Origin of the sequence: Pseudomonas sp. R4-35-07, from assembly GCF_003852235.1 — a bacterium.
Taxonomy (GTDB): domain Bacteria; phylum Pseudomonadota; class Gammaproteobacteria; order Pseudomonadales; family Pseudomonadaceae; genus Aquipseudomonas.
The window spans coordinates 652184-673922 of the sequence record NZ_CP027732.1 but is presented as its reverse complement, the minus strand read 5'-3'; the positions used below and the strand labels follow the sequence as shown (position 1 = coordinate 673922).

General features: G+C 61.6%; 16 protein-coding genes. 4 read left to right on the top strand and 12 right to left on the bottom strand.

Annotated features, from left to right (window positions below; all coding sequences use genetic code 11):
- The 3 genes from C4J89_RS02835 to C4J89_RS02825 form a co-directional block, all read right to left on the bottom strand.
- A complete protein-coding gene (locus tag C4J89_RS02835; RefSeq protein WP_124361046.1) occupies positions 1–1137 on the bottom strand; it encodes a branched-chain amino acid ABC transporter substrate-binding protein in 1137 nt (378 codons plus the stop codon).
- A 374-nt stretch (positions 1138–1511) separates the two neighbouring features.
- Positions 1512–2795 (bottom strand): FAD-binding oxidoreductase, encoded by a 1284-nt coding sequence (locus C4J89_RS02830; RefSeq protein ID WP_124413700.1) that lies wholly within the window; start codon positions 2793–2795, stop codon positions 1512–1514.
- A 176-nt stretch (positions 2796–2971) separates the two neighbouring features.
- Positions 2972–4462, bottom strand: coding sequence for an aldehyde dehydrogenase family protein (locus C4J89_RS02825; protein ID WP_124361044.1), 1491 nt, complete (start codon positions 4460–4462; stop codon positions 2972–2974).
- Positions 4463–4616: 154 nt separating this feature from the next.
- On the opposite strand from C4J89_RS02825, the gene C4J89_RS02820 reads away from it, so the two are divergent.
- The 3 genes from C4J89_RS02820 (at position 4617) to nadE (ending at position 7761) form a co-directional block, all read left to right on the top strand.
- Positions 4617–5507 carry a LysR family transcriptional regulator gene (locus C4J89_RS02820; protein ID WP_124413699.1) on the top strand — a complete coding sequence of 297 codons (891 nt, stop codon included), beginning with the start codon at positions 4617–4619 and terminating at the stop codon, positions 5505–5507.
- Positions 5508–5715: 208 nt separating this feature from the next.
- Positions 5716–6930 carry a nicotinate phosphoribosyltransferase gene (pncB, locus tag C4J89_RS02815; RefSeq protein WP_124413698.1) on the top strand — a complete coding sequence of 405 codons (1215 nt, stop codon included), beginning with the start codon at positions 5716–5718 and terminating at the stop codon, positions 6928–6930.
- Positions 6931–6933: 3 nt separating this feature from the next.
- Positions 6934–7761 carry an ammonia-dependent NAD(+) synthetase gene (nadE, locus tag C4J89_RS02810; protein ID WP_124413697.1) on the top strand — a complete coding sequence of 276 codons (828 nt, stop codon included), beginning with the start codon at positions 6934–6936 and terminating at the stop codon, positions 7759–7761.
- Positions 7762–7887: 126 nt separating this feature from the next.
- On the opposite strand, the gene azu is transcribed toward nadE, so the two are convergent.
- Positions 7888–8334 carry an azurin gene (gene azu / locus C4J89_RS02805; protein WP_124413696.1) on the bottom strand — a complete coding sequence of 149 codons (447 nt, stop codon included), beginning with the start codon at positions 8332–8334 and terminating at the stop codon, positions 7888–7890.
- A 333-nt stretch (positions 8335–8667) separates the two neighbouring features.
- On the opposite strand from azu, the gene C4J89_RS02800 reads away from it, so the two are divergent.
- On the top strand, positions 8668–8850 hold the full coding sequence (locus C4J89_RS02800; RefSeq protein ID WP_057724239.1) for a hypothetical protein: 183 nt from the start codon (positions 8668–8670) through the stop codon (positions 8848–8850).
- A gap of 115 nt (positions 8851–8965) precedes the next feature.
- On the opposite strand, the gene C4J89_RS02795 is transcribed toward C4J89_RS02800, so the two are convergent.
- The 8 genes from C4J89_RS02795 to C4J89_RS02760 all read right to left on the bottom strand — a co-directional run bounded on the left by C4J89_RS02795 (position 8966) and on the right by C4J89_RS02760 (position 21537).
- The gene (locus tag C4J89_RS02795) at positions 8966–9856 is read right to left on the bottom strand and encodes a transglutaminase family protein (protein ID WP_124413695.1); all 891 of its coding nucleotides are present in this window, start codon (positions 9854–9856) and stop codon (positions 8966–8968) included.
- The gene (locus tag C4J89_RS02790) at positions 9856–12342 is read right to left on the bottom strand and encodes a circularly permuted type 2 ATP-grasp protein (protein WP_124413694.1); all 2487 of its coding nucleotides are present in this window, start codon (positions 12340–12342) and stop codon (positions 9856–9858) included. The genes C4J89_RS02795 and C4J89_RS02790 overlap by 1 nt, the downstream gene beginning before the upstream one ends.
- 158 nt (positions 12343–12500) lie before the next feature.
- Positions 12501–15791: a DUF2126 domain-containing protein gene (locus C4J89_RS02785; RefSeq protein WP_124413693.1), complete on the bottom strand. Its 3291-nt coding sequence runs from the start codon at positions 15789–15791 to the stop codon at positions 12501–12503.
- Between the two features lie 187 nt (positions 15792–15978).
- Positions 15979–16428 (bottom strand): hypothetical protein, encoded by a 450-nt coding sequence (locus C4J89_RS02780; RefSeq protein ID WP_124413692.1) that lies wholly within the window; start codon positions 16426–16428, stop codon positions 15979–15981.
- Positions 16416–17345 (bottom strand): NAD synthetase, encoded by a 930-nt coding sequence (locus tag C4J89_RS02775; protein WP_124413691.1) that lies wholly within the window; start codon positions 17343–17345, stop codon positions 16416–16418. Before C4J89_RS02775 ends, C4J89_RS02780 begins: the two co-directional genes overlap by 13 nt.
- A gap of 300 nt (positions 17346–17645) precedes the next feature.
- The gene (locus C4J89_RS02770; protein WP_124413690.1) at positions 17646–18095 is read right to left on the bottom strand and encodes a hypothetical protein; all 450 of its coding nucleotides are present in this window, start codon (positions 18093–18095) and stop codon (positions 17646–17648) included.
- Positions 18092–19024: an NAD synthetase gene (locus C4J89_RS02765; RefSeq protein WP_124413689.1), complete on the bottom strand. Its 933-nt coding sequence runs from the start codon at positions 19022–19024 to the stop codon at positions 18092–18094. The genes C4J89_RS02770 and C4J89_RS02765 overlap by 4 nt, the downstream gene beginning before the upstream one ends.
- Positions 19025–19233: 209 nt before the next feature.
- Positions 19234–21537, bottom strand: coding sequence for a YgiQ family radical SAM protein (locus C4J89_RS02760; RefSeq protein ID WP_012721927.1), 2304 nt, complete (start codon positions 21535–21537; stop codon positions 19234–19236).
- Positions 21538–21739 lie beyond the last annotated feature (202 nt).

The following is a 21739-nucleotide window of genomic DNA, read 5'->3' as shown; positions in this document are numbered from 1 at the left end:
TTACTTCTGCTTTTCCAGCTGGTGGTATTTACCGTCTTTGTCCCACTGGTAAACCACATAGTCGGAGATTTTCAGGTCGCCCTTGGTATCCCAGGCCTTTTCGCCCATGACGGTTTTAACCGGGTGAGCCTTCAGCCACTTGGCCGCGTCCTCGCCCTTGTTCGACTTGGCGCCGTTGAAGCCGGCGGCCAGGGCCTGGATCGAGGCGTAGGCGTACAGGGTGTAGCCTTCGGGCTCGGTGCCGTTTTTACGGAACTGCTCCACCACCGCCTTGCTGTCCGGCAGCAGGCGCGGGTCGGCGCCGAAGGTCATGTAGACGCCGTCCACGTACTGCGCACCACCGGCGGTCGCCACCAGTTCGTCGGTTACGATGCCGTCGTCGGACATGAACTTGACGTCTTTCAAACCGGCTTCACGGATCTGGCGAACCAGCGGGCCGGCTTCCGGGTGCAAGCCGCCGAAGTACACAACGTCGGCGCCCAGGGAGCGGATCTTGGTGACCAGGGCGCTGAAGTCTTTCTCGCCACGGGTCAGGCCTTCTTCCAGCACCGGTTTCACGCCGCGCTTGGTCAACTGGGCAGCGGTGGCGTCGGCCAGGCCCTTGCCGTAGGTGTCTTTGTCGTTGATGACCGCGACTTTCTTGCCCTTGAGCACGTCGACGATGTAGTCGCCGGCGACGATGCCCTGCTGGTCGTCACGCCCGCACATGCGGAACATGGCGCCCAGGCCGCGCTCGGTCACCTGTGGGTTGGTGGAGCCGGGGGTGATTGCGATGATGCCCGCTTCGTCATACACCTCGGAGGCCGGGATGGTGTTGGAGGAGCAGAAGTGCCCGACCACGCCGATCACTTTGTCCTGGTCGGCCAAGCGGTTGGCCACGGCCACCGCTTGTTTTGGCTCGCAGGCGTCATCGCCGGCCACCAGCACGATCTTCTCGCCGTTGACGCCACCCGCCTTGTTGACCTCATCGGCTGCCGCCTGGGCACCCTTCATGTACTGCTCACCGAAAGCGGCGTTGGCGCCCGTCATCGGGCCTGCCACGCCAATTTTCACATCAGCTTGAACAAACGTAGAAACACCCAGCGCCGCTGCAACGGCGAGGGCCAGAAAACCTTTCTTGTAAAACGTCTGGGACATGAGTGGTGCTCCGATATTTTTGATTTTTGGCACGACAACTTGCATTCAAACTTTTCACTGAAAGCTCAGAGCAAGCCGCGTGCCATTACTTTTTTATTCTTCAAAAAGACACGGTGTCATTGTTATTGCTGGCGTTTCGAGTCCTTTCGCCAGGACGTGCAACCGTCTAGCCCCGACAGGTGCAACCGGCAAGCAAAAAAAGTACAACCCCGAACGGTGGCACCTGCAACCGGAGGGATAAACGACCGCTCCGCTAGTTGTAACCAAGTGCGTAACGGAACTGCACATTTACAGTGCGCGATTGCTACGACTTGCACCAATACAGATGGGTAGCCGGCTAAGAAAATGCCGGCCTCCGCGCGCTGTTTCGCGGATCAGATCACGATCCGCAGGCATTGCCCGGCGTGATACAGCGAGAATCCCGCTTCATACAGGCAACTGCGCAGGCCTGCGCCCGCCAGCGGTTGCATCGGTGTAAAGGGAATCGGCAGCACATGGGGATTCTGGTGACACAAATAGTCGGCAAACGCTTTGCCGACCACGCTGCCGGTGGTCACCCCGCGACCGTTATAGCCGGTGACCGCCACCAGCCCAGGCGCCGGCTCAAACAAACGCATCAAATGGTCGGGTGTAAAGGCAATGCAGCCGGTCCAGGTGTATTCCCACTGCACCGATTTGAGATACGGAAAGTAGTGCTGCTGCACTCGATCGGCCCACGCCTTGAGGAACCAGGCCGGCTTCTGGTTGCCGTTGCCCAGGCTGCCGAGCAACAGGCGGCCATCGGCATCGCGACGGATGCTGCTCAGCACCTGGCGCGTGTCCCATGAACCCTGGCCACCCGGCAGGATGCGTGAGGCAGCGTCGTCGGTGAGCGGTGCCGACGCGACCTGATAGTAATAACCGGGGAAGAAATTGCGGCGCAGCTCGGTCCATTCGCCTTCAGTGTAGGCATTGGAAGCGATCACCACCTGTGCGGCCCGCACCGCGCCCTGGGCGGTCTGCACCAGCCAGTCTGCGCCCTGGCGTTCAAGCTGGGTCACCGGAGAATGATCGAATAACTGCCCGCCCAACCCGGCCGCCGCATTCGCCAGGCCGCTGGTGTAGGCCATCGGGTTCAAGGTGCCGGCGCGTCGGTCCAGCAACGCGGCGGCGATTTTCGTGGTGCCGGTGGCCTGCTCGCATGCCTGCCCGGTCAGCAACTCGACCGGCGCACCCCGGCGCCTCCATTGCGCTTCACGGCTGCGCAAGTCCGCCTCGCCACGGGCGTTGTGCGCCATGTGCAAAGTGCCCTCGCGGCGCAGTTGGCAATCGATGGCGTATTTGTCGATCAGGCCGAACACCAGCGACGGCGCGGCGCCCAACATGCGGTTGAGCTGGCTGCCCACGGCCTCGCCAAAACCGGCTTCGATCTCGTCCGGCGGGATCCACATACCGGCGTTGACCAGCCCGACGTTGCGCCCCGAACCGCCATGGCCGGTGCGGTGAGCCTCCAGCACCGCGACGCTTTTACCCTGTTCCAGCAAGTGAATGGCCGCCGACAAACCGGTGATGCCGGCACCGATCACGCACACATCCACCTTGATTTCGCCTTTGAGCGCAGCGCGATCCGGCCGGCTCGGGGTGAGGTCTTCCCACAAACATGTTTCGCGTAATGCCATTGCCAGACTCCGATGAGACCTAACAAACAACTTTTCAGAATTGAAAATCCGGCCGAATGTGGGAGGGGGCTTGCTCCCGATAGCGGTGGGTCAGCTACAGATTCGCTGACTGAAGCACTGCTATCGGGAGCAAGCCCCCTCCCACATTTTTGCTCTCACTTCGACTTGAGGGGGCTTCAGTCGAAGGTGATGCCCTGTGCCAGCGGCAACTCCAGCGAGTAGTTCACGGTATTGGTCTGGCGCCGCATATACCCGCGCCAGGCATCCGAGCCCGACTCACGCCCGCCGCCGGTCTCTTTCTCACCGCCGAACGCCCCACCGATTTCCGCGCCACTGGGGCCGATGTTGACGTTGGCAATGCCGCAGTCACTGCCCACTGCCGACATGAACTGCTCGGCTTCGCGCACATCGGTCGTGAAGATGCATGACGACAAGCCTTGTGGCACCGCGTTGTTCAGACGCAGGGCCTCGGCGAAGTCGGTGTAGCCGATCACATACAGAATCGGCGCGAAGGTCTCGGTGCACACCACGTCGCTCTGCTCGGGCATCTCCACAATCGCCGGCGACACGTAGTAGGCGTTGGGGAACTGCTCTTCCAACTGGCGCTTGCCGCCGAACACCTTGCCGCCCTCGCTCAGGGCTTGCTCGAGGGCGTCCTGCATGTTGTCGAAGCCGTGCTTGTCGATCAGCGGACCGATCAGGTTGCCTTCCAGCGGATGGCCGATGCGCACCTTGGCGTAGGCGGCCTTGAGACGGGTGACGATGTCGGCCTTGACCGATTCATGGGCGATCAGCCGGCGCAGGGTGGTGCACCGCTGGCCGGCGGTGCCGACCGCACTGAACAGGATGGCACGCACGGCCATGTCCAGGTCGGCGCTGGGGCTGAGGATCATCGCATTGTTGCCGCCCAGTTCGAGGATACTGCGGGCAAAGCGCGCGGCAACTTTCGGCGCCACTTCGCGGCCCATGCGCGTGCTGCCGGTGGCGCTGATCAGCGCCACACGCGGGTCATCCACCAGCGCGGCGCCGGCATCGCGACCGCCAATAATCACTTGGCTGAGGTACTGCGGTGCATCCTTGAAGTTCTTCAACACCCGTTCGAACAGCGCCTGGCAGGCCAGCGCGGTGAGCGGGGTCTTTTCCGACGGTTTCCAGATCACCGCATTGCCGCACACCAGCGCCAGCGTTGTGTTCCACGCCCACACGGCCACTGGGAAGTTGAACGCGCTGATCACGCCGACCACGCCCAGCGGGTGCCAGGTTTCACGCATGTGGTGGCCGGGACGCTCGGAGGCGATGGTCAAGCCGTAGAGCTGGCGCGACAAGCCGACGGCGAAGTCGCAGATATCGATCATTTCCTGCACTTCCCCCAGGCCTTCCTGGGTGATCTTGCCGGCTTCCCAGGAGACCAGCTCGCCAAGGTCGGCCTTGTATTGGCGCAACATGTCGCCCAACTGGCGCACCAGCTCGCCGCGACGCGGGGCCGGCACGTTGCGCCAGGCGTCGAATGCATGCTCGGCGCGACTGACCTGCTGCTCCACCTCGGCCGCGCCTTCCCAGTGCACACTGCCGATACGGCTGCCATCGATCGGCGAATGCACGGGTTGTGTACCCGCCTGGTACAGCGCCGGGTCTACCCCGAGACGGTCAAGCAATGCGGCAACCATGGGTCACTCCTTCAAACAAAAACAGAAAAATGCGCGCCGCAACCGGCGCGGCGATCCAGGCCTCATTTGTAGCTGGCCCAAGACTTGCCAACAAACGACGATTAGGCGAGATATCATTCCGTTTATTCATGCAAAGAATAAAAAGAGGCATGCCGTGCTGAACAAAAGACATTTGCCTTCGATCACCGCCCTGCAGTGTTTCGAAGCCGCTACCCGCCACCTGAGCTTTACCCGCGCCGCCGAGGAACTGAACCTCACGCAAAGCGCGGTGAGCAAACAGGTGGCGCAGCTGGAAGAGTTGCTGCAACACCTGCTGTTTCGCCGGGTGCGGCGCCGCTTGCAGATGACCCCGGCGGGCGATCTGTACCTAGTAGAGGTGCGCAAGATCCTCACCCAAGTGGAGATGTCTACCCACTACCTGCGTTCCTACGGCGGCGAAACCGAAGTACTGCGCGTGTCCACGCCCTACACCTTCGGCGCGCGCTGGCTGGTGCCGCGCCTCAAGGGCTGGCGCCTGCGCCACCCGCAGATTCATTTGGACCTGTGCAACGAACAGGAACCGGATGAGCTGCTGCAAGGCAAGGCCGACATGGCGTTCTACTTCGGCCAGGGTTCACGCCCCGGCACCGAAAGCCTGAAGTTGTTCAGCGAAGAACTCATCCCTGTGTGCGCCCCGGAGAGCCTGCCGACAGCGCCGTTCACCGACCCCACCCAACTGAGTGAGCTGGTGCTGCTGCAAAACGCCTCACGCCCCCAAGGCTGGCATGACTGGTTCGCCAGCCAGGGCTTCCACACCGAGCACAGTTACCACGGGCCGCGCTTTGACACCTTTTATATGTGCATTCGCGCGGCGCAAGTCGGCTGCGGCGTGGCGCTGCTGCCACGCTTTCTGGTGGAAGAGGAATTGGCCGACGGCAAGCTGGTGATTCCCTGGCAGCATGCAATGCCGAGCCAGGATGCTTATTACCTCTCATATCCGGAGCATTCGGCGGAGGTGCCCAAGGTGCGCGAATTTGTGAAATGGATGCTGGAGCAAGTTGTGTAGTGCCTGAAATACCGCTATCGGGAGCAAGCCCCCTCCCACAGGTTGGAATGCATTTCAAAATGTGGGAGGGGGCTTGCCCCCGATGGCGCCAGTGGCCTTGGCAAAAAAATCACTGGCAAACCGACCCAGGTCTATGCGCCACTAGCCCCCTTCCTCAATTGAGCGTAAAGGCCGGCGCCCCTCGCCGACCCGTCTGGAGATTCCCGTTATGAGCGAGAGTGTGTTTGCCGATCGCATCGTGCAGAACCTGCTCGACACCGACTTCTACAAGCTGACCATGATGCAGGCGGTGCTGCACAACTACCCGAACGTGGAGGTTGAATGGGAGTTTCGTTGCCGCAACAGCGAAGACCTGCGCCCTTACCTGGCGGAGATCCGCTACCAGATCGAACGCCTCGCCGAGCTGAGCCTGAGCCCGGACCAATTGGGTTTCCTGGAACGCATCAGCTTCATGAAGCCGGATTTCTTGCGTTTTCTCGGGCTGTTCCGCTTCAACCTGCGCTACGTGCAGACCGGTATCGAGAACGGCGAGCTGTTTATCCGCCTGCGCGGGCCGTGGCTGCATGTGATTTTGTTTGAAGTGCCGATGCTGGCCATCGTCAGCGAAGTGCGTAACCGCTACCGCTACCAGACCGTGATCCTGGAACAGGCCCGCGAGCAGCTGTACCGCAAGTTCGACTGGCTGACCGCCAACGCCAGCCGCGATGAGCTGTCCGAATTGCAAGTGGCCGACTTCGGCACGCGTCGGCGCTTCTCGTACCGGGTGCAGGAGGAAGTGGTCAGCGTGCTCAAGCACGACTTCCCTGGGCGTTTTGTCGGCACCAGCAACGTGCACCTGGCCCGCGAGTTCGATATGAAGCCGTTGGGCACCATGGCCCATGAGTGGATCATGGCCCACCAGCAACTCGGCCCGCGCCTGATCGACAGCCAGATCGCCGCCCTCGATTGCTGGGTCCGCGAGTACCGCGGCCTGCTGGGCATCGCCCTGACCGACTGCATCACCACCGATGCGTTCCTGGGCGACTTCGATTTGTACTTCGCCAAGCTGTTCGATGGCCTGCGCCACGACTCCGGCGACCCGGTGCAGTGGGCTGAAAAAGCCATCGCTCATTACCACAAGCTCGGCATCGAGCCGATGAGCAAGACCCTGGTGTTCTCCGACAGCCTCACACTGCCCAAGGCCCTGGAGATTTTCCGTGCGTTGCGCGGTCGCATCAATGTGAGCTTTGGCATCGGCACCAACCTGACCTGCGATATTCCAGGGGTGGAACCGATGAGCATCGTGCTTAAAATGACCGCCTGCAATGGCCAGCCCGTCGCGAAGATTTCCGATGAAGCGGGCAAGACCCACTGCACCGACCCCAATTTCGTCGCCTATTTGCGTCACGTTTTCAAAGTACCTGCCCTATCCAGCAAGGAGTGAATCATGCAAGCCGTACAGCGTGAGATTGCGCAGCAGCTCAAGGTGCAAGCGCCGTTCAAAGACCAGGCCGCCCTTGAGGCAGAAGTCGCCAGGCGCGTGGCTTTTATTCAGGACTGCCTGCGCAATTCCGGGCTCAAGTCGTTGGTACTGGGCATCAGTGGCGGTGTCGACTCCCTGACCGCAGGCCTCTTGGCCCAGCGCGCCGTGCAGGAACTGCGCGCCAGCAGCGGCGACGAGGCCTATCGGTTTATCGCCGTGCGCCTGCCCTACGAAACCCAGTTCGACGAACTCGAAGCCCAGGCGTCGGTGGACTTCATCGAACCGGACGAGCGCCATACCGTCAACATCGGCCCGGCGGTCAAAGCCCTGGCCAATGAAGTCGCGGCGTTCGAGGGCAAACCGGTAGCATCCCGCGACTTCGTGCTGGGCAACACCAAGGCGCGCATGCGTATGGTCGCGCAGTACACAATCGCGGGCGCGGCCGGTGGGCTGGTGATCGGTACCGACCATGCGGCGGAAGCGGTCATGGGCTTTTTCACCAAGTTCGGTGACGGCGCCTGCGACCTGGCGCCGCTGAGCGGGCTGGTGAAAAACCAGGTGCGGGCGATTGCGCGGCATTTCGGCGCGCCGGAGTCGTTGGTGGAGAAAGTGCCGACCGCCGACCTGGAAGACCTGTCGCCGGGCAAGCCGGACGAAGCGTCACATGGCGTGACCTATGCCGAGATCGATGCGTTCCTGCACGGCGAGCCGTTGCGGGAGGAGGCGTTCAGGATTATTTGCGAGACGTACCGCAAGACTGAGCACAAGCGCGTGATGCCGTTTGCGCCTTGAGGTGAGGCAGGTAGTTTTGCGTTGATTGTCAGAATGCCATCGGGGGCAAGCCCCCTCCCACACTTTGATTTGTGAATACATTCAAATGTGGGAGGGGGCTTGCCCCCGATGAACGATAACGCGGTCTTATTTGACGACCACAGTACCTTTCATCATTGAAATATGGCCTGGGAACGAGCAAAAGAACATGTAGTCCGTGCCCGCCGTCAGTTTGGACACATCAAAGGTCACCGAATCTTTCTCGCCGGCACCAATGATTTTGGTGTGGGCAATGATGCGGTCGTCATCGGCTTTCAGGTAGTCCTTGTCAATACCAGCGGCCATGCCGTCGGTTGCAACTGGCTGCATGTTGGCGGCGCTGGTCAGCACCCAGTTATGGCCCATGACGTTTTTCGGCAGGCTGCCAGAGTGAGTCAGCTCAACGGTGAACTGCTTGCAGCTCTTGTCGATGGTGATTTCTTTGGTGTTGAACGACATCTGGTCGGTGGAGTCGACAGTGACCTTGCACTCTGCGGCAAGCAACTGGCCGCTAGCCAGAGTCAGCAGGGAAACAGCAACGAGTTTGGCGAACATGTGAATCTCCAAGGCAGGGTTGAATAACGCGTATGGCGACAAGGGTGCCTCAATCAGGCGTGAGTTCTTATGATCTGCATCAACAGATTGTATACAACTTTAGGCTATCAGACTGATCAATACAATCTACCAGCCAACGTCGCGGCAACCGAATATGATCGGCCCATCCCCCCTTGGAGCCTGAGCCATGCACCTCAACCAACTGTTCAACGGCCTGCTGGCCGCTTACGCCAACGGTAAGTGAAGGCCAAGCGCGCTGCTAAGCTGCTACCATAGCGACCCAAGGCAGCCGCGCGCCGCCCACCCTCACCTTCGTACCCTAGAGGATCGCCCATGGCCAAACCTAATTACTCCTTCGCCAAACGTCAGAGAGACTTGGCCAAGGAACAGAAGAAAGAGGAAAAGCTGCAACGCAAGAAAGCCGCTGCAGATGAAGAGGCTGGAGCACTGAACCCGGATGCGGAAGGTGAAGTGGCAGCAGACGAGACTGAAACACCGAAAGACCCGGCTGAATAATTGATCGTTCCCACGCTCTGCGTGGGAATGCAGCCTTGGACGTTCCGCGTCCCGGCGCACAGTGACGCTGAGCGTCACCGCAGGCGTTCCCACGCAGAGCGTGGGAACGATCCCGTTACATCAGCGGCATCACCGTCACCCGCACCTCCGGGTCATGGCTCCCTCCTCCCAGGATCACCCCTCGCAACGGCGACACATCGGAAAAATCCCGGCCCCACGCCAGGGTGATGTGCTCCAGCGCCGGCTGCACATTATTCGTTGGATCGAAATCCACCCAGCCCGACTCCGGGCAGAACACCGACACCCACGCGTGCGACGCATCGGCGCCGATCAGCCGTGGCTGGCCGGGCGGTGGCTGGGTCAGCAGGTAGCCGCTGATATAGCGTGCCGCCAGCCCCCGCGAACGCAGGCAGGCGAGCATCAGGTGGGCGAAGTCCTGGCACACGCCGCGACGGCGCTCCAGTACTTCCACCAGCGGCGTGGCGACCTGCGTGGCTTCGGCATCAAAGGTGAATTCGCTGAAGATCTTTTGCATCAGCGCCTGCACGCCCATCAACAAAGGCGCGCCAGGCGGGAAGCAGCTTTCGGAGAATTCGACGAAGGTTTTTTTCAGATGCACGTAAGGCGATTCGAAGCGGTAGCGGCAGGCTTCGATCACCTCCAGCGACAGCGATTGGCTGCTGTAGGTGAGGCTGTCACGGGTGCGGTCCCACGGCGGCGATTGCTGGAAATCCAATGCGGGCCGCGTCAGCACTTCCACGGTCAGCCCGGCATTGACCAGCAGTTCATCATGGGGCCGCTCGAACGCCAGGCGCGTGATCGGGTTGCCGAACACGTCCAGTTCATCGCGGCGTGAAGAAGGCTGCGGGCTGATATCCAGGGTTTGCCAGGTGCAGCGCTGCCACGCACAGGGCCGTGGCCATAAATGCGCCAGCTGCTGGGCCAGGGACACCGGGCTGTCGTAGTGATAATGGGTGTCATGGAAAATCTGATAGCGCGCACTCATCACACCGACACCGTTTGCTGGCTGACATCATCCACATGGGCAAAGTGACGCAAGGCCAGGCGATCCGACACTTGCCCACTCTCATCGGCCACCGCTTGCAGCAGGTCGGCCAGGCCATCCAGCGCGGCACGCACGCTGGATTCGCCGAACAGCGGGTTCTCCAGGCAACCCAGGTCAAAGCGCGCCAACTGCTCCACCAACGGCCCGAGGCCGGTTTCCCGTGGCACGCCGAAATCATCGTTCAAGCGCCGCAAGGTACGACTCACCAGTTTCAGCTGGAACAGCACCGCATGGGGGTTCTGCTCGTCGAGCAACAGCAGGTCGAGCACCGGAATCAGTTGCGGCACTGCCAGGTAACGCGAGCGGTAGGTGATGCTGCTGTTGCCCAGCTCCAGCAACCACTCCAACCCCGCCTGATCGAATACCGCCACACCGCGCAGGAACGCGGCAAGGCTGCTGCTGAGAAACTGCAGGCGCTCGATACGCCGGCCCATCATCAAGAAGCGCCAGCCTTCATCGCGGGTCATGTCGTCCAGGGCAAACCCCGACAGCGCCGCCAGGGACATCACCAGGCGGTTGAGGAAATCCAGCAGTTGACCGAAGTCTGGGGTTTCGCTCTCCAACTCCATGGCTTCGCGTTGCAGTTCCACCAGGGCCTGCCAGTTTTCCCGGGACAACTTGCCGCGCACCTGGGACGCCGCCCACTGCAAACGCTGCAAATTGGCGCGCAGGCTCGACGGCCAATCATCGCCGAGCAACGCGGCCAGCAAGCGTTCGGGAAGCGCCCCTTCATCCGGCAACAATCGCAGGCTCTCACCCAGCTCTACCGCCGCCTGCAGCGCCAACGGATCGTCGCCGTCGACATAGCGCGCCAGCACGATACGCAGCCAGCGCGCGCTGTCATCACAGCGCTCGCAATAACGGCCAAACCAGAACAGGTTTTCTACCACGCGTGACGGCAGATACGGATCGCGGCGCACCAGGTCGTGTGCGCCTATCGCGCGCTGGGCGCGCCATTGCTCGCCACCGGGGGCACGTTCACCGAGCACCCAGGTGTCCTTGCTCGCACCGCCGCGCTGCATCGACACCACTTCGGCGTCGGCGTCAGCGGCCACGCGGGTCAAGCCGCCGGGCAGTACGCGGTAGCCGTCGTCACTGGCCACGGCGTATACGCGCATGCCGATGGCGCGGTGTTGCAAGTGGTCATCCACGGTGTGCCACACCGGCGCCTGAGACAGCTGCGCCAACTCCTGGGCGACGTAGGCGTAGGGCCGCGCGCGCATGCGTTCGGCCAGGGCCTGGCGTTGTTCGGCGTTCAGGTCGCGACCGAATACCGGAGCGAAACTTTGTGAAGGGAACGCCGGTTTGATCAGCAACTGCGGCAGCTTTTCCAGCGCCTCGGCCAGCACCGGCGCCTCGCCGCACCACCAGGTGGCGATGGACGGCAGGATCAGTGCTTCACCAAATAAAAATTCGTTGATCTTCGGCAGGAAACCGAGCAACCCCGGCGACTCCAGCACGCCACTGCCCAGGGCATTGGCCACCAGTACGTTGCCTTGGCGCACGGCATCGAGCAGGCCGGGTACGCCGAGGGCCGAATCGGTGCGCAGCTCCAGGGGGTCGCAAAAGTCGTCGTCCAGGCGACGCATGATCGCGTTTACGCGGCGCAGGCCACTGAGGGTTTTGAGGAATACCGTGCTGTCGCGCACGGTGAGGTCGCCGCCTTCCACCAGCGGGTAACCGAGCTGACGGGCGAGGTAGAGATGTTCGAAATAGCTTTCGTTGAAGCGCCCCGGCGTGAGCAACACGATCAGCGGCGGCTGGTCATCGCCGGGCGCCTGGCGGGCCAAGGTGTCCTGGAGGGTGCGGAAGAAACCGGTGAGGTGTTGCACCTGCAGGTCACGATACAAATCCGGGAAGGCGCGGGACACGATGGTACGGTTTTCCAGGGCATAACCGGCGCCCGAGGGGGCTTGGGTTCGGTCGGCGGTCACCCACCAGCGACCATCCGGCGTGCGGGCCAGGTCAACGGCGAACAGGTGCAGAAAGGTCCCGTCCGGCGGCTGGATACCCTGGCACGGCCAGAGAAAGTTGTTGTGGCCGAAGACCAGCTCGGCGGGCAGCAGGCCTTCTTTGATCAGGCGCTGCGGGCCATAGAGGTCGGCGAGGACGGCATTGAGCAGACGCGCCCGCTGGGCAATACCGGCCGACAGGTGCTGCCACTCATCAGCGGCCAGCACATGGGGCAACAGGTCCAGTTCCCATGGACGGTCGGCGCCCTTGGGGTCGGCGTAGACGTTGTAGGTCACGCCGTTTTCCTGAATCTGCCGGGTCAGCAATGCCTGGCGCTGGGCCAGTTGGGCCGGCGTGCTGCGTTGCAGGTGGTCGAGCAGGCGCTGCCAATGGGCACGCACTGCGCCGCTGGCATCCAGCAGTTCGTGATAGGTGCCTGGGGTCAGGGGGTAACGGTCGAGCAAATCGGACATGGAACGCTCGGCAGAGGCAAGGGGGGCTCAGGTTAACTCAAATTCACCGCGATCCAATGTGGGAGGGGGCTTGCCCCCGATTGCGGTGCATCAGCAACAGATATTCTGACTGACAGACCGCCATCGGGAGCAAGCCCCCTCCCACATTTGGATCGCACTCAATCATTTTTATTGGGGAAACGCCGCAGATCGAGAGTCATTGGCAATTCATCGTTGATAACTACAGTTGGTACGTCCAGCTTGCCTGGACTATGCCCCAAGCGGAAAAACCGCGCCATCCGCCGGCTCTCGGCTTCATTGGCATTCACCGGCAAGCTGTCGTAATTGCGCCCGCCCGGATGGGCCACGTGGTATTGGCAACCGCCCAGCGAACGCTGCATCCAGGTGTCCAGCAGATCGAACACCAGCGGCGCATGCACGGCGATGGTCGGTTGCAAGCAGTTGGACGGTTGCCAGGCGCGGTAACGCACGCCGGCGACGAACTCGCCGACGCGGCCGGTGGGCTGCAGCGGCACCGGGATGCCGTTGCAGGTCAGCAGATAGCGTTGCGCCGGCAAGCCGCTCAACTTCACCTGCAGGCGTTCCAGGGACGAATCCACATACCGTACCGTGCCGCCCACCGCGCCCTCCTCGCCCAGCACATGCCAGGGTTCCAGAGCCTGGCGCAGTTCCAGCTCGATACCACTGACGGCATAGTCGCCGACCTTGGGGAAACGGAACGCCAGGTGCGCGGCAAACCACTCGGCGCGCAGCGGATAACCGGCGGCGTTGAGCTCCGCGATCACATCCGCGAAATCCTGTTCGATAAAATGCGGCAGCAGGAAGCGGTCATGCAGTTCGGTGCCCCAGCGCGCCAGCTTCGGTGGCGCGTAAGGTTCACGCCAGAAACGCGCGACCAGCGCCCGCAACAGCAACTGCTGGGTGAGGCTCATGCGCGCATGGGGCGGCATCTCAAACGCGCGCAGTTCCAACAGGCCCAGACGGCCGGTGGCGCCGTCGGGGGAATAGAGCTTGTCGATGCAGAACTCAGCACGGTGGGTATTGCCCGTCACGTCGATCAGCAGGTTGCGCAGCAGCCGGTCGACCAGCCAGGGCGGGCATTCTTCGCCCGGCGCGGGCATTTGCGCAAAGGCGATTTCCAGCTCATACAGTGCGTCGTTGCGCGCTTCATCCACCCGTGGTGCCTGGGACGTCGGGCCGATAAACAGGCCGGAAAACAGATAGGATAGAGATGGATGGTTATGCCAGTAGCTGATCAAGCTGCGCAGCAGGTCGGGCCGGCGCAGGAACGGTGAGTCCTTGGGTGTCGCGCCGCCCAACACGAAATGGTTGCCGCCGCCGGTGCCAGTGTGGCGGCCGTCGATCATGAATTTTTCCGTGGTCAGGCGGGTTTGCCGCGCTTCTTCGTAAAGAAACTCGGTGCGTTCCACCAACTCGTCCCAGGTGGCGGACGGCTGCACGTTGACCTCGATCACGCCAGGGTCCGGCGTGACGCGAAAGTTGCTCAGACGCGTATCGGCCGGCGGCTCATAGCCCTCCAGCAACACCGGACATTGCAGTTCTTCAGCGGTGGCCTCGATGGCCGTCACCAGCTCCAGATAGTCTTCCACGCGCTCCAGCGGCGGCATGAACAGATAGAGGCGCCCTTCCCGTGCTTCGGCACACAGCGCGGTGCGGGTCAGCCAGTCGGCGGATTCATCCAGCTGTGGCTCACGCTCTTCACTCGGCGCGGGCTCGCCATGGCTTTGCAATTGCGCTGTGCTGGGCAGTTGCGGTTGATCCTGATTCGGGTCGGTCGGATGCACGAACGGATATTCCGCTGCCGTCACCCAAGGCTGCGAGGCCAACGGCAGTCGATAACCCAACGGCGAATCGCCGGGCACCAGGCGACAGTGATCGTCGCGCAGGTACCAGCGCCCGCTCTGCCAGCGATCATTGGCGGCAGTGCGCGCCAGCGGCAGCACCTGGCCGATGATTTTATCCAAGCCTTGGCCGAAGACTTTGCGCAGGCGTTCGCGTTCCAGATCGTCACTCAGGCGCGGGTCCTGGGCGCTGACGTTTTGCGGCAGCGTCCCCTCGCGCCACAGGTAGTAGAAGTTGTCTTCGAACGCCGGGAACACAAAGCTCGCCGGCAGCTTGAGGCGTTCGGCGACGCTGGCCAGGAAGCGCCCGGCCAATAGGCCATCCGCGCCGCAGTCTGCTTGCTCATCGGCGATCAGCGCGCTGTTGTGCCAGATCGGCACCCCGTCGCGGCGCCAGTAGCAGTTGAGCGACCAGCGCGGCAGTTGCTCGCCGGGGTACCACTTGCCCTGGCCGAAGTGCACCAGGCCCTGCGGCGCGTAGTGCTTGCGCAGGCGCTGGAACAGTTCAGCGGACAGGCGGCGCTTGTCCGGCCCCAGGGCGTCGGTGTTCCACTCGGCGCCGTCGGGGTCGTCGATGGACACGAATGTCGGTTCGCCGCCCATGGTCAGGCGCACATCGTCCCTGAGCAGGTCACCATCGATCTGCCGACCCAGGGCCTGGATCGCCAGCCACTGCTCTTCGGTGTAGGGCTTGGTGACCCTCGGGGCCTCCCAAATCCGCTCTACCGACATTTCGTGGGTGAATTCGCACTCGCACGGTTCCACCAGCCCACTGATTGGTGCGGCGGACGACGGATCTGGACTACAGGCCAACGGAATATGCCCCTCACCGGCGAACAACCCGGAGGTGGCATCCAGGCCGATCCAGCCGGCGCCAGGCAAATACACCTCGCACCAGGCGTGCAGATCGGTGAAGTCCACTTCGGTACCGGAGGGGCCGTCCAGGGCCTTGACGTCTGCGGTGAGCTGGATCAGGTAGCCAGAGACAAACCGCGCCGCCAGCCCCAGGTTGCGCAGCAGTTGCACCAGCAGCCAGGCCGAATCGCGGCACGAGCCCGAGGCGTTTTCCAGGGTGAATTCCGGGGTTTGCACGCCCGGTTCCATGCGGATCAGGTAGCCGATATCGGCAGCCAGACGCTGGTTGAGCCCGACCAGGAAATCCACGGCCGGCAACGGCGTACGGTCGATGCCGGCCAGGTAGGCGGCAAACTTCGGCGTCAGTGGCAAGGTTTCCAGGTAAGGCGCCAGCTCGCGCTGCTCATCGGCGGCATAGCTGAAAGGGATGTTCTCGGCGTAGGGCTCGAGGAAAAAGTCGAAGGGGTTGAATACCGCCATCTCGGCGACCAGATCGACTTCGATGCGCAGTTGGTCAGTCTTTTCGGGAAACACCAGGCGTGCCAGGTAGTTGCCCTGGGGGTCTTGCTGCCAGTTGATGAAATGCTGCTCGGGCAGCACTTTCAGCGCATAGGACAAAATCCGCGTGCGGCTGTGGGCAGCCGGGCGCAAGCGCACAATCTGCGGGCCGAGTTCGACAGCGCGGTCGTAGCGGTAATGCGTAACGTGGTGCAACGCGACATGAATCGACACGGCGGCCTCCTGCGAGCCAGGGCATGGGCACAACGCGCGCAAGACTTATGCCAGAGCGGCAGTCATTGCGCTTTATCGTGGAGCCCGGTGCAGTACAGCACCAAAACGACGCCATCGTACGTGCCATGGTGCAACCGCCGCACATATTTGTGGCGAACCCTTGGAGGGAGGTGGTGAATCTACCCAGTCATGGGGCCTTGTGCCGAGCGCCAAGGGCTTGGCGCAGGTGGCGAATTTCAACGAGTTTGGCCCGCATCTCGCGCTGCCCCTTGCTGTTGAGTATCAGCAGCCCGAACAGTGGAAAAACCAGCGCCAACCCATAAAGAACACGATGAGGGTCGTATTGGATCATCGGCAACACAAACAGCAGGCAAGCGACGTAGATACCGACCATCAACCATGTCCAAGAGGGTTTGCCGCGCAAAATCATAAAGTTACTATGCACCGTCAGCAGCGTGAACACCGCCCCGGCCAGCATGATCTTGAGCCCGACTTGAGCAAGGGGCGCATCATCAAAATAGGTGACGAACGCCAGCGCCATGGCCAACGCCAATGAAAAATACGCCGCAAATACGCCGCCCAGAAATATCAGAAAGTAATGCCGGAAAAAGTCCCGGAGCGTCATCAATTCGCCCATTCTTTTACTTCCTCGTACAGCCCGATCGCGATGGTATTGACGTTTCCGGAGTAGGCGCTCCCGCCGAACCCTACGACTGCGCTCAGGGCGTCCTTGATCTGGGTCGTTGTGCCGTGCTTGAGCTGCGTAGGGGTGAAACGCTTGGTGAGTTCACCCGACGCCTGCCTCAACTTGAGCATCTTCGCGGTCAAGCTGGGATGGTTGATGCTCAGCAGCTCTTTCGTCAGCCTGGCTCTTTCCTGCCGATTCAAACCGCGCAGCACATCCCGCAGGCTCTTGCCCGTCGAGGCTTTGGCGGCCCTGACCAGCTTGATCGTCGTCAGGGTCGAAGCGCCCACGCCGACCAGCGACGCTGCGTCGAGCACAATGGAAGCATTCTGGTACCAGCCTTCACTGTCGAGCCAATCGTTGACCTCGGGCTTGGCCACCTCAAGCGTCGTGCGGGCAAGGCCATTGATGCATTGCAGCGAACTCGCGCCCGCCGCCGCGTACCCTATCACCACAACGACGGAACTGGCGCCCGCACTGAACGGCACCAGAAGGGTGCCGCTGGCAATCGCAGCCCAACTGATGACAGCGCCCAGACAAGAGATCCCGGTGTTCACGGCCTCGCCGATCAGCCTGGACTCTCTGGGGTTGCTCGTCACATGTTGAGCGAATTGTGTCGGTGCAACGTATTTCTGCGCCTCCCGCAGGATGATGCGCTTGGGCTGGATGCTGCAAATGGGCTTGAATTCGCGCAGGGTAATGACGTTGAAGTCGGCGTCGATGTAGACAACGCCTGCGCCAACGATGCCTGGGTCGGCGTCGATGGCCGCGAACAGGCGCGGCAGGTTGATCTGGCTTTCAATACGTTGGCGCGCCATGAACTGGGAGCGGTTGGAGTCCATGCCGATGCTGAGCAGGGGGTTGCTCATGGAGGTGCTCTTCCTTGAAGGGGGTGACTGGACTGACGCTATCGGGAGCAAGCCCCCTCCCACATTTTGAATGTATTCACAGGTCAGAATGTGGGAGGGGGCTTGCTCCCGATAGCGATCCAATGCCCGCCACCTTAACAAACAGGCTCACCACCGGCCAGAAAGCAAAACGCCAGCACGAGGCTGGCGTTTTACCAACCTGGGCGGCCGGTTGGTTTACTCACGTCAGTCCAACGCGAGATCGCAGCGCGGGCCAGACTTTCTGATGAAAGCGCGAACACAGGTGGTGAATCTACCCAATTAAAGGGCTTTACGCTGGGCAACGACGGCTTGTCGCAGGCGCCGTATTTCAAGTAGCCGCTGACGCATTTCGCGATGGCGCTTGCTGTTGAGCAACAGCAACCCCAGCAGTGGGAATAACACCGCCGAGCCGTACACCAGGCGATTGAGGTCGTACTGAATCATCGGCAAGACGAACAACAGGCATGCGCCGAGGTATCCCGCCACCAGCTTGGCCGCCCAGGGATAGCCACGCGCGATCATCACGTTGCCAAACACCAGCACCGCCACCAGCAGCAGGATCGCAGCCCCGGAATAATTGGACTTGAGCGCTGGCTCTACCCCACGCAAATAGGTCACGCCCGCCGTGGAAACGGCAACTGAGCCGGAGAAGATCGCCATGAAAACAGTACCCATGAACACCGGAAAATAACGGGCGAGAAAACTGCGCATATCGGGGAAGCCGCTCATTCGGTCAAATCCTCGTACAAGCCGATCGCAATGGTGCTGGCCGTACCGACATGCCCTGTTCGATAGCTACCGGTGATGCCCAATAGGCCGTCCAGCGCATCTTTCAATTGGGTCAGGGTGGCGTGACGGATTTCGGTGGAGCTGTAGCTCTTGGTCAGCTTGCCGGCGCGCTGCTGCAGCTTGAGCAACTTGGGCGTCAGGCTCGGATCGCGCAGGCTGAGCAACTCCTTGGTCAACTTCTTGCGCTCCTGACGGCTCAGGCCCTTGAGCAGTTCATACCAACTCTTACCCAACGCGGCGGCCTTGTTGGCCTTGAGCAGCCTAATCGTGGTCAAGGCCCCCGTGCCGATACCCACCAGCGAGGCCGCATCGAGGATGGGTGAAACCGCGCCATACCATTCGGCGTCGTCCATGCGGTCGTTGGCATCTGGGTCAAGCACTTCGTTATAGGTACGCGCAACACCAAACCCGCATTGGGCGCTGCTAGCCAGCGCCGCCGTAATGCCAATGCCCACGACAAAAGCGCTGGCACCGGCTGTGAACGGAACGGCGACGCTGCCGCTGAACACCACGATCCAACCGATCACCGCTGCGCCGCAGGAAAGACCCATATCAAATGCCTCCTTCTGGAGGCGCCCTTCACGGGGATCTGTCTTCACCTGTTCCACAAACTGGGCAGGCGAAATGTACTTCTGCGCCTCGCGTAAAATGATGCGCTTGGGCTTGATACTGCAAATCGGCTTGAATTCGCGCAGGGTAATGACGTTGAAGTCGGCGTCGATGTAGACAACGCCTGCGCCAACGATGCCTGGGTCGGCGTCGATGGCCGCGAACAGGCGCGGCAGGTTGATCTGGCTTTCAATACGCTGGCGCGCCATGAATTGGGAGCGGTTGGAGTCCATGCCGATGCTGAGCAGGGGGTTGCTCATGGAGGTGCTCTTCCTTGAAGGGGGTGACTGGACTGACGCTATCGGGAGCAAGCCCCCTCCCACACTTGGATGTGTGAATACATTCAAAATGTGGGAGGGGGCTTGCTCCCGATAGCGCTTCAATGGGCGCCACCTTACCAAACAGGCTCACCACCGGCCAGAAAGCAAAACGCCAGCACGAGGCTGGCGTTTTGCATGTCAGGCTGCAATCAACGCGGCACAACCGGCTTACGCGCAGGCTTGCCGCCTTTGCCCTTCGCCGCATCGGTACGTTCCTTCGCCGCCTGCTTGTTTCGCGCCTGGGCCGCTGCCTTGGCTTGTTCACGCTTGTCCCACGGGTTGCTGCCGTCGCTGCCACGGGGTGGCAGGCCGGTGTGCTGGGTCAGGATTTTGGTGGTGGTTTCCTTGGCGACCTTATGGCTGCCGGCCGGCGTCGAGTTCTTGCGACGGGCGCTCTGGTAGCTGTCGGTACTCGGCTGGTGCAGTGGGATCAGCTGGTCCTTGCCCGGACCAATCAGGTCGGCGCGGCCCATGCGGGTCAGCGCTTCACGCAGCATCGGCCAGCCTTTCGGGTCGTGGTAGCGCAGGAACGCCTTGTGCAGACGGCGCTGCTCTTCGCTCTTGACGATGGTCACCGCGTCGCTCTTGTAGGTGACCTTGCGCAGCGGGTTCTTGCCCGAGTGATACATCGCGGTGGCGGTGGCCATCGGCGACGGGTAGAACGCCTGCACCTGGTCGGCGCGGAAGCCGTTACCCTTGAGCCACAGGGCCAGGTTCATCATGTCTTCATCGGTGGTGCCGGGGTGGGCGGCGATGAAGTACGGGATCAGGTACTGCTCCTTACCCGCTTCCTTGGTGTACTTCTCGAACATGCGCTTGAACTTGTCATAGCTGCCGATGCCCGGTTTCATCATCTGGTTGAGCGGACCTTCCTCGGTGTGCTCCGGGGCGATCTTCAGGTAGCCACCGACGTGGTGGGTGACCAGCTCTTTCACATATTCCGGCGACTCGACGGCCAAGTCATAGCGCAGGCCGGAGGCAATCAGGATTTTCTTCACACCCGGCAACGCACGGGCGCTGCGGTACAGCTGGATCAACGACGAGTGGTCGGTGTTCAGGTTCGGGCAGATGCCGGGGAACACGCACGACGGCTTGCGGCACGCGGATTCGATTTCCGGGCTCTTGCAGGCGATGCGGTACATGTTCGCGGTCGGGCCGCCGAGGTCGGAAATCACCCCGGTAAAGCCCGGGACCTTGTCGCGGATCTCTTCGATCTCGCGAATGATCGACTCTTCGGAACGGTTCTGGATGATGCGACCTTCGTGCTCGGTGATCGAGCAGAAGGTGCAGCCGCCGAAGCAGCCACGCATGATGTTCACCGAGAAACGGATCATGTCGTAGGCCGGAATCTTCTCCTTGCCATACGCAGGGTGCGGTACGCGGGCGTACGGCATACCGAACACGTAGTCCATTTCTTCAGTGGTCATGGGAATGGGCGGCGGGTTGAACCACACGTCTACTTCACCGTGCTTCTGCACCAGGGCGCGGGCGTTGCCTGGGTTGGTTTCCAGGTGCAATACGCGGTTGGCGTGAGCATAGAGCACCGCGTCGCCCCGGACTTTTTCCACCGAGGGCAGGCGGATCACGGTCTTGTCGCGGGTCATGCGCGGGCTTGCCAGGATCTGCACGACCTTGGCTTCTTCCGGATCGTCGACAGGGCCTTTCTCTTGCTCGATAGCGCAAGCCTGGGTGTCCTGGGTATTGACGTACGGGTTGATGATCTTGTCGACCTTGCCCGGACGGTCGATGCGCGTGGAGTCCACTTCGTACCAGCCGGCCGGGGTGTCGCGGCGAATGAACGCGGTGCCGCGCACATCGGTGATGTCTTCGATCTTGTGGCCCCACGACAGGCGCTGGGCGACTTCGACAATCGCGCGCTCGGCGTTGCCGTACAGCAGGATATCGGCAGTGGCGTCGATCAGGATCGAGTTGCGCACGCGGTCCTGCCAGTAGTCATAGTGGGCGATGCGGCGCAGGGAGGCCTCAATGCCGCCGAGCACGATCGGCACGTTCTTGTAGGCTTCCTTGCAGCGCTGGCTATACACCAGGCTGGCGCGGTCCGGGCGTTTGCCGGCCATGCCGCCTGGGGTGTAGGCGTCGTCGGAACGGATTTTTTTGTCGGCGGTGTAGCGGTTGATCATCGAATCCATGTTACCGGCCGCGACGCCGAAAAACAGGTTCGGCTCGCCGAGCTTCATGAAGTCGTCTTTGGACTGCCAGTTCGGCTGGGCAATGATCCCGACGCGAAAGCCCTGGGACTCCAGCAGCCGGCCGATGATCGCCATGCCGAACGACGGATGGTCAACGTAGGCATCACCGGTGACGATGATGATGTCGCATGAATCCCAGCCAAGCTGATCCATCTCCTCCCTGCTCATCGGCAGGAATGGCGCAGGACCGAAACATTCGGCCCAGTACTTGGGATAGTCAAATAACGGCTTGGCTGTTTGCATGACGGTGACCGGTGTTGAGATGAAAAATCGCGGGCGCGGAATATAGCACAAATTTTGACCAATTCCGACGGCAGTGGTCGGCTTTTAAGCCAGAGGCTCGCGAGGCTGCAGACCACCCTCCTTTATAGGGGTGCGGGGGCTAATCTTCTAACCGTTGATCGAAAATTTCATGGGTAATCTGCGGCAGGTCAATCATCACTTC

Bases quoted from the DNA above. Each gene is read 5' to 3' on its own strand.
- C4J89_RS02765 (WP_124413689.1), bottom strand. From the start codon at position 19,024: ATGAGCAACCCCCTGCTCAGCATCGGCATGGACTCCAACCGCTCCCAA.
- C4J89_RS02760 (WP_012721927.1), bottom strand. From the start codon at position 21,537: ATGCAAACAGCCAAGCCGTTATTTGACTATCCCAAGTACTGGGCCGAA.
- C4J89_RS02830 (WP_124413700.1), bottom strand. From the start codon at position 2,795: ATGGCATTACGCGAAACATGTTTGTGGGAAGACCTCACCCCGAGCCGG.
- C4J89_RS02795 (WP_124413695.1), bottom strand. From the start codon at position 9,856: ATGAGTGCGCGCTATCAGATTTTCCATGACACCCATTATCACTACGAC.
- azu (WP_124413696.1), bottom strand. From the start codon at position 8,334: ATGTTCGCCAAACTCGTTGCTGTTTCCCTGCTGACTCTGGCTAGCGGC.
- C4J89_RS02790 (WP_124413694.1), bottom strand. From the start codon at position 12,342: ATGTCCGATTTGCTCGACCGTTACCCCCTGACCCCAGGCACCTATCAC.
- C4J89_RS02800 (WP_057724239.1), top strand. From the start codon at position 8,668: ATGGCCAAACCTAATTACTCCTTCGCCAAACGTCAGAGAGACTTGGCC.
- nadE (WP_124413697.1), top strand. From the start codon at position 6,934: ATGCAAGCCGTACAGCGTGAGATTGCGCAGCAGCTCAAGGTGCAAGCG.
- C4J89_RS02835 (WP_124361046.1), bottom strand. From the start codon at position 1,137: ATGTCCCAGACGTTTTACAAGAAAGGTTTTCTGGCCCTCGCCGTTGCA.
- C4J89_RS02770 (WP_124413690.1), bottom strand. From the start codon at position 18,095: ATGAGCGGCTTCCCCGATATGCGCAGTTTTCTCGCCCGTTATTTTCCG.
- C4J89_RS02775 (WP_124413691.1), bottom strand. From the start codon at position 17,345: ATGAGCAACCCCCTGCTCAGCATCGGCATGGACTCCAACCGCTCCCAG.
- C4J89_RS02825 (WP_124361044.1), bottom strand. From the start codon at position 4,462: ATGGTTGCCGCATTGCTTGACCGTCTCGGGGTAGACCCGGCGCTGTAC.
- C4J89_RS02780 (WP_124413692.1), bottom strand. From the start codon at position 16,428: ATGGGCGAATTGATGACGCTCCGGGACTTTTTCCGGCATTACTTTCTG.
- pncB (WP_124413698.1), top strand. From the start codon at position 5,716: ATGAGCGAGAGTGTGTTTGCCGATCGCATCGTGCAGAACCTGCTCGAC.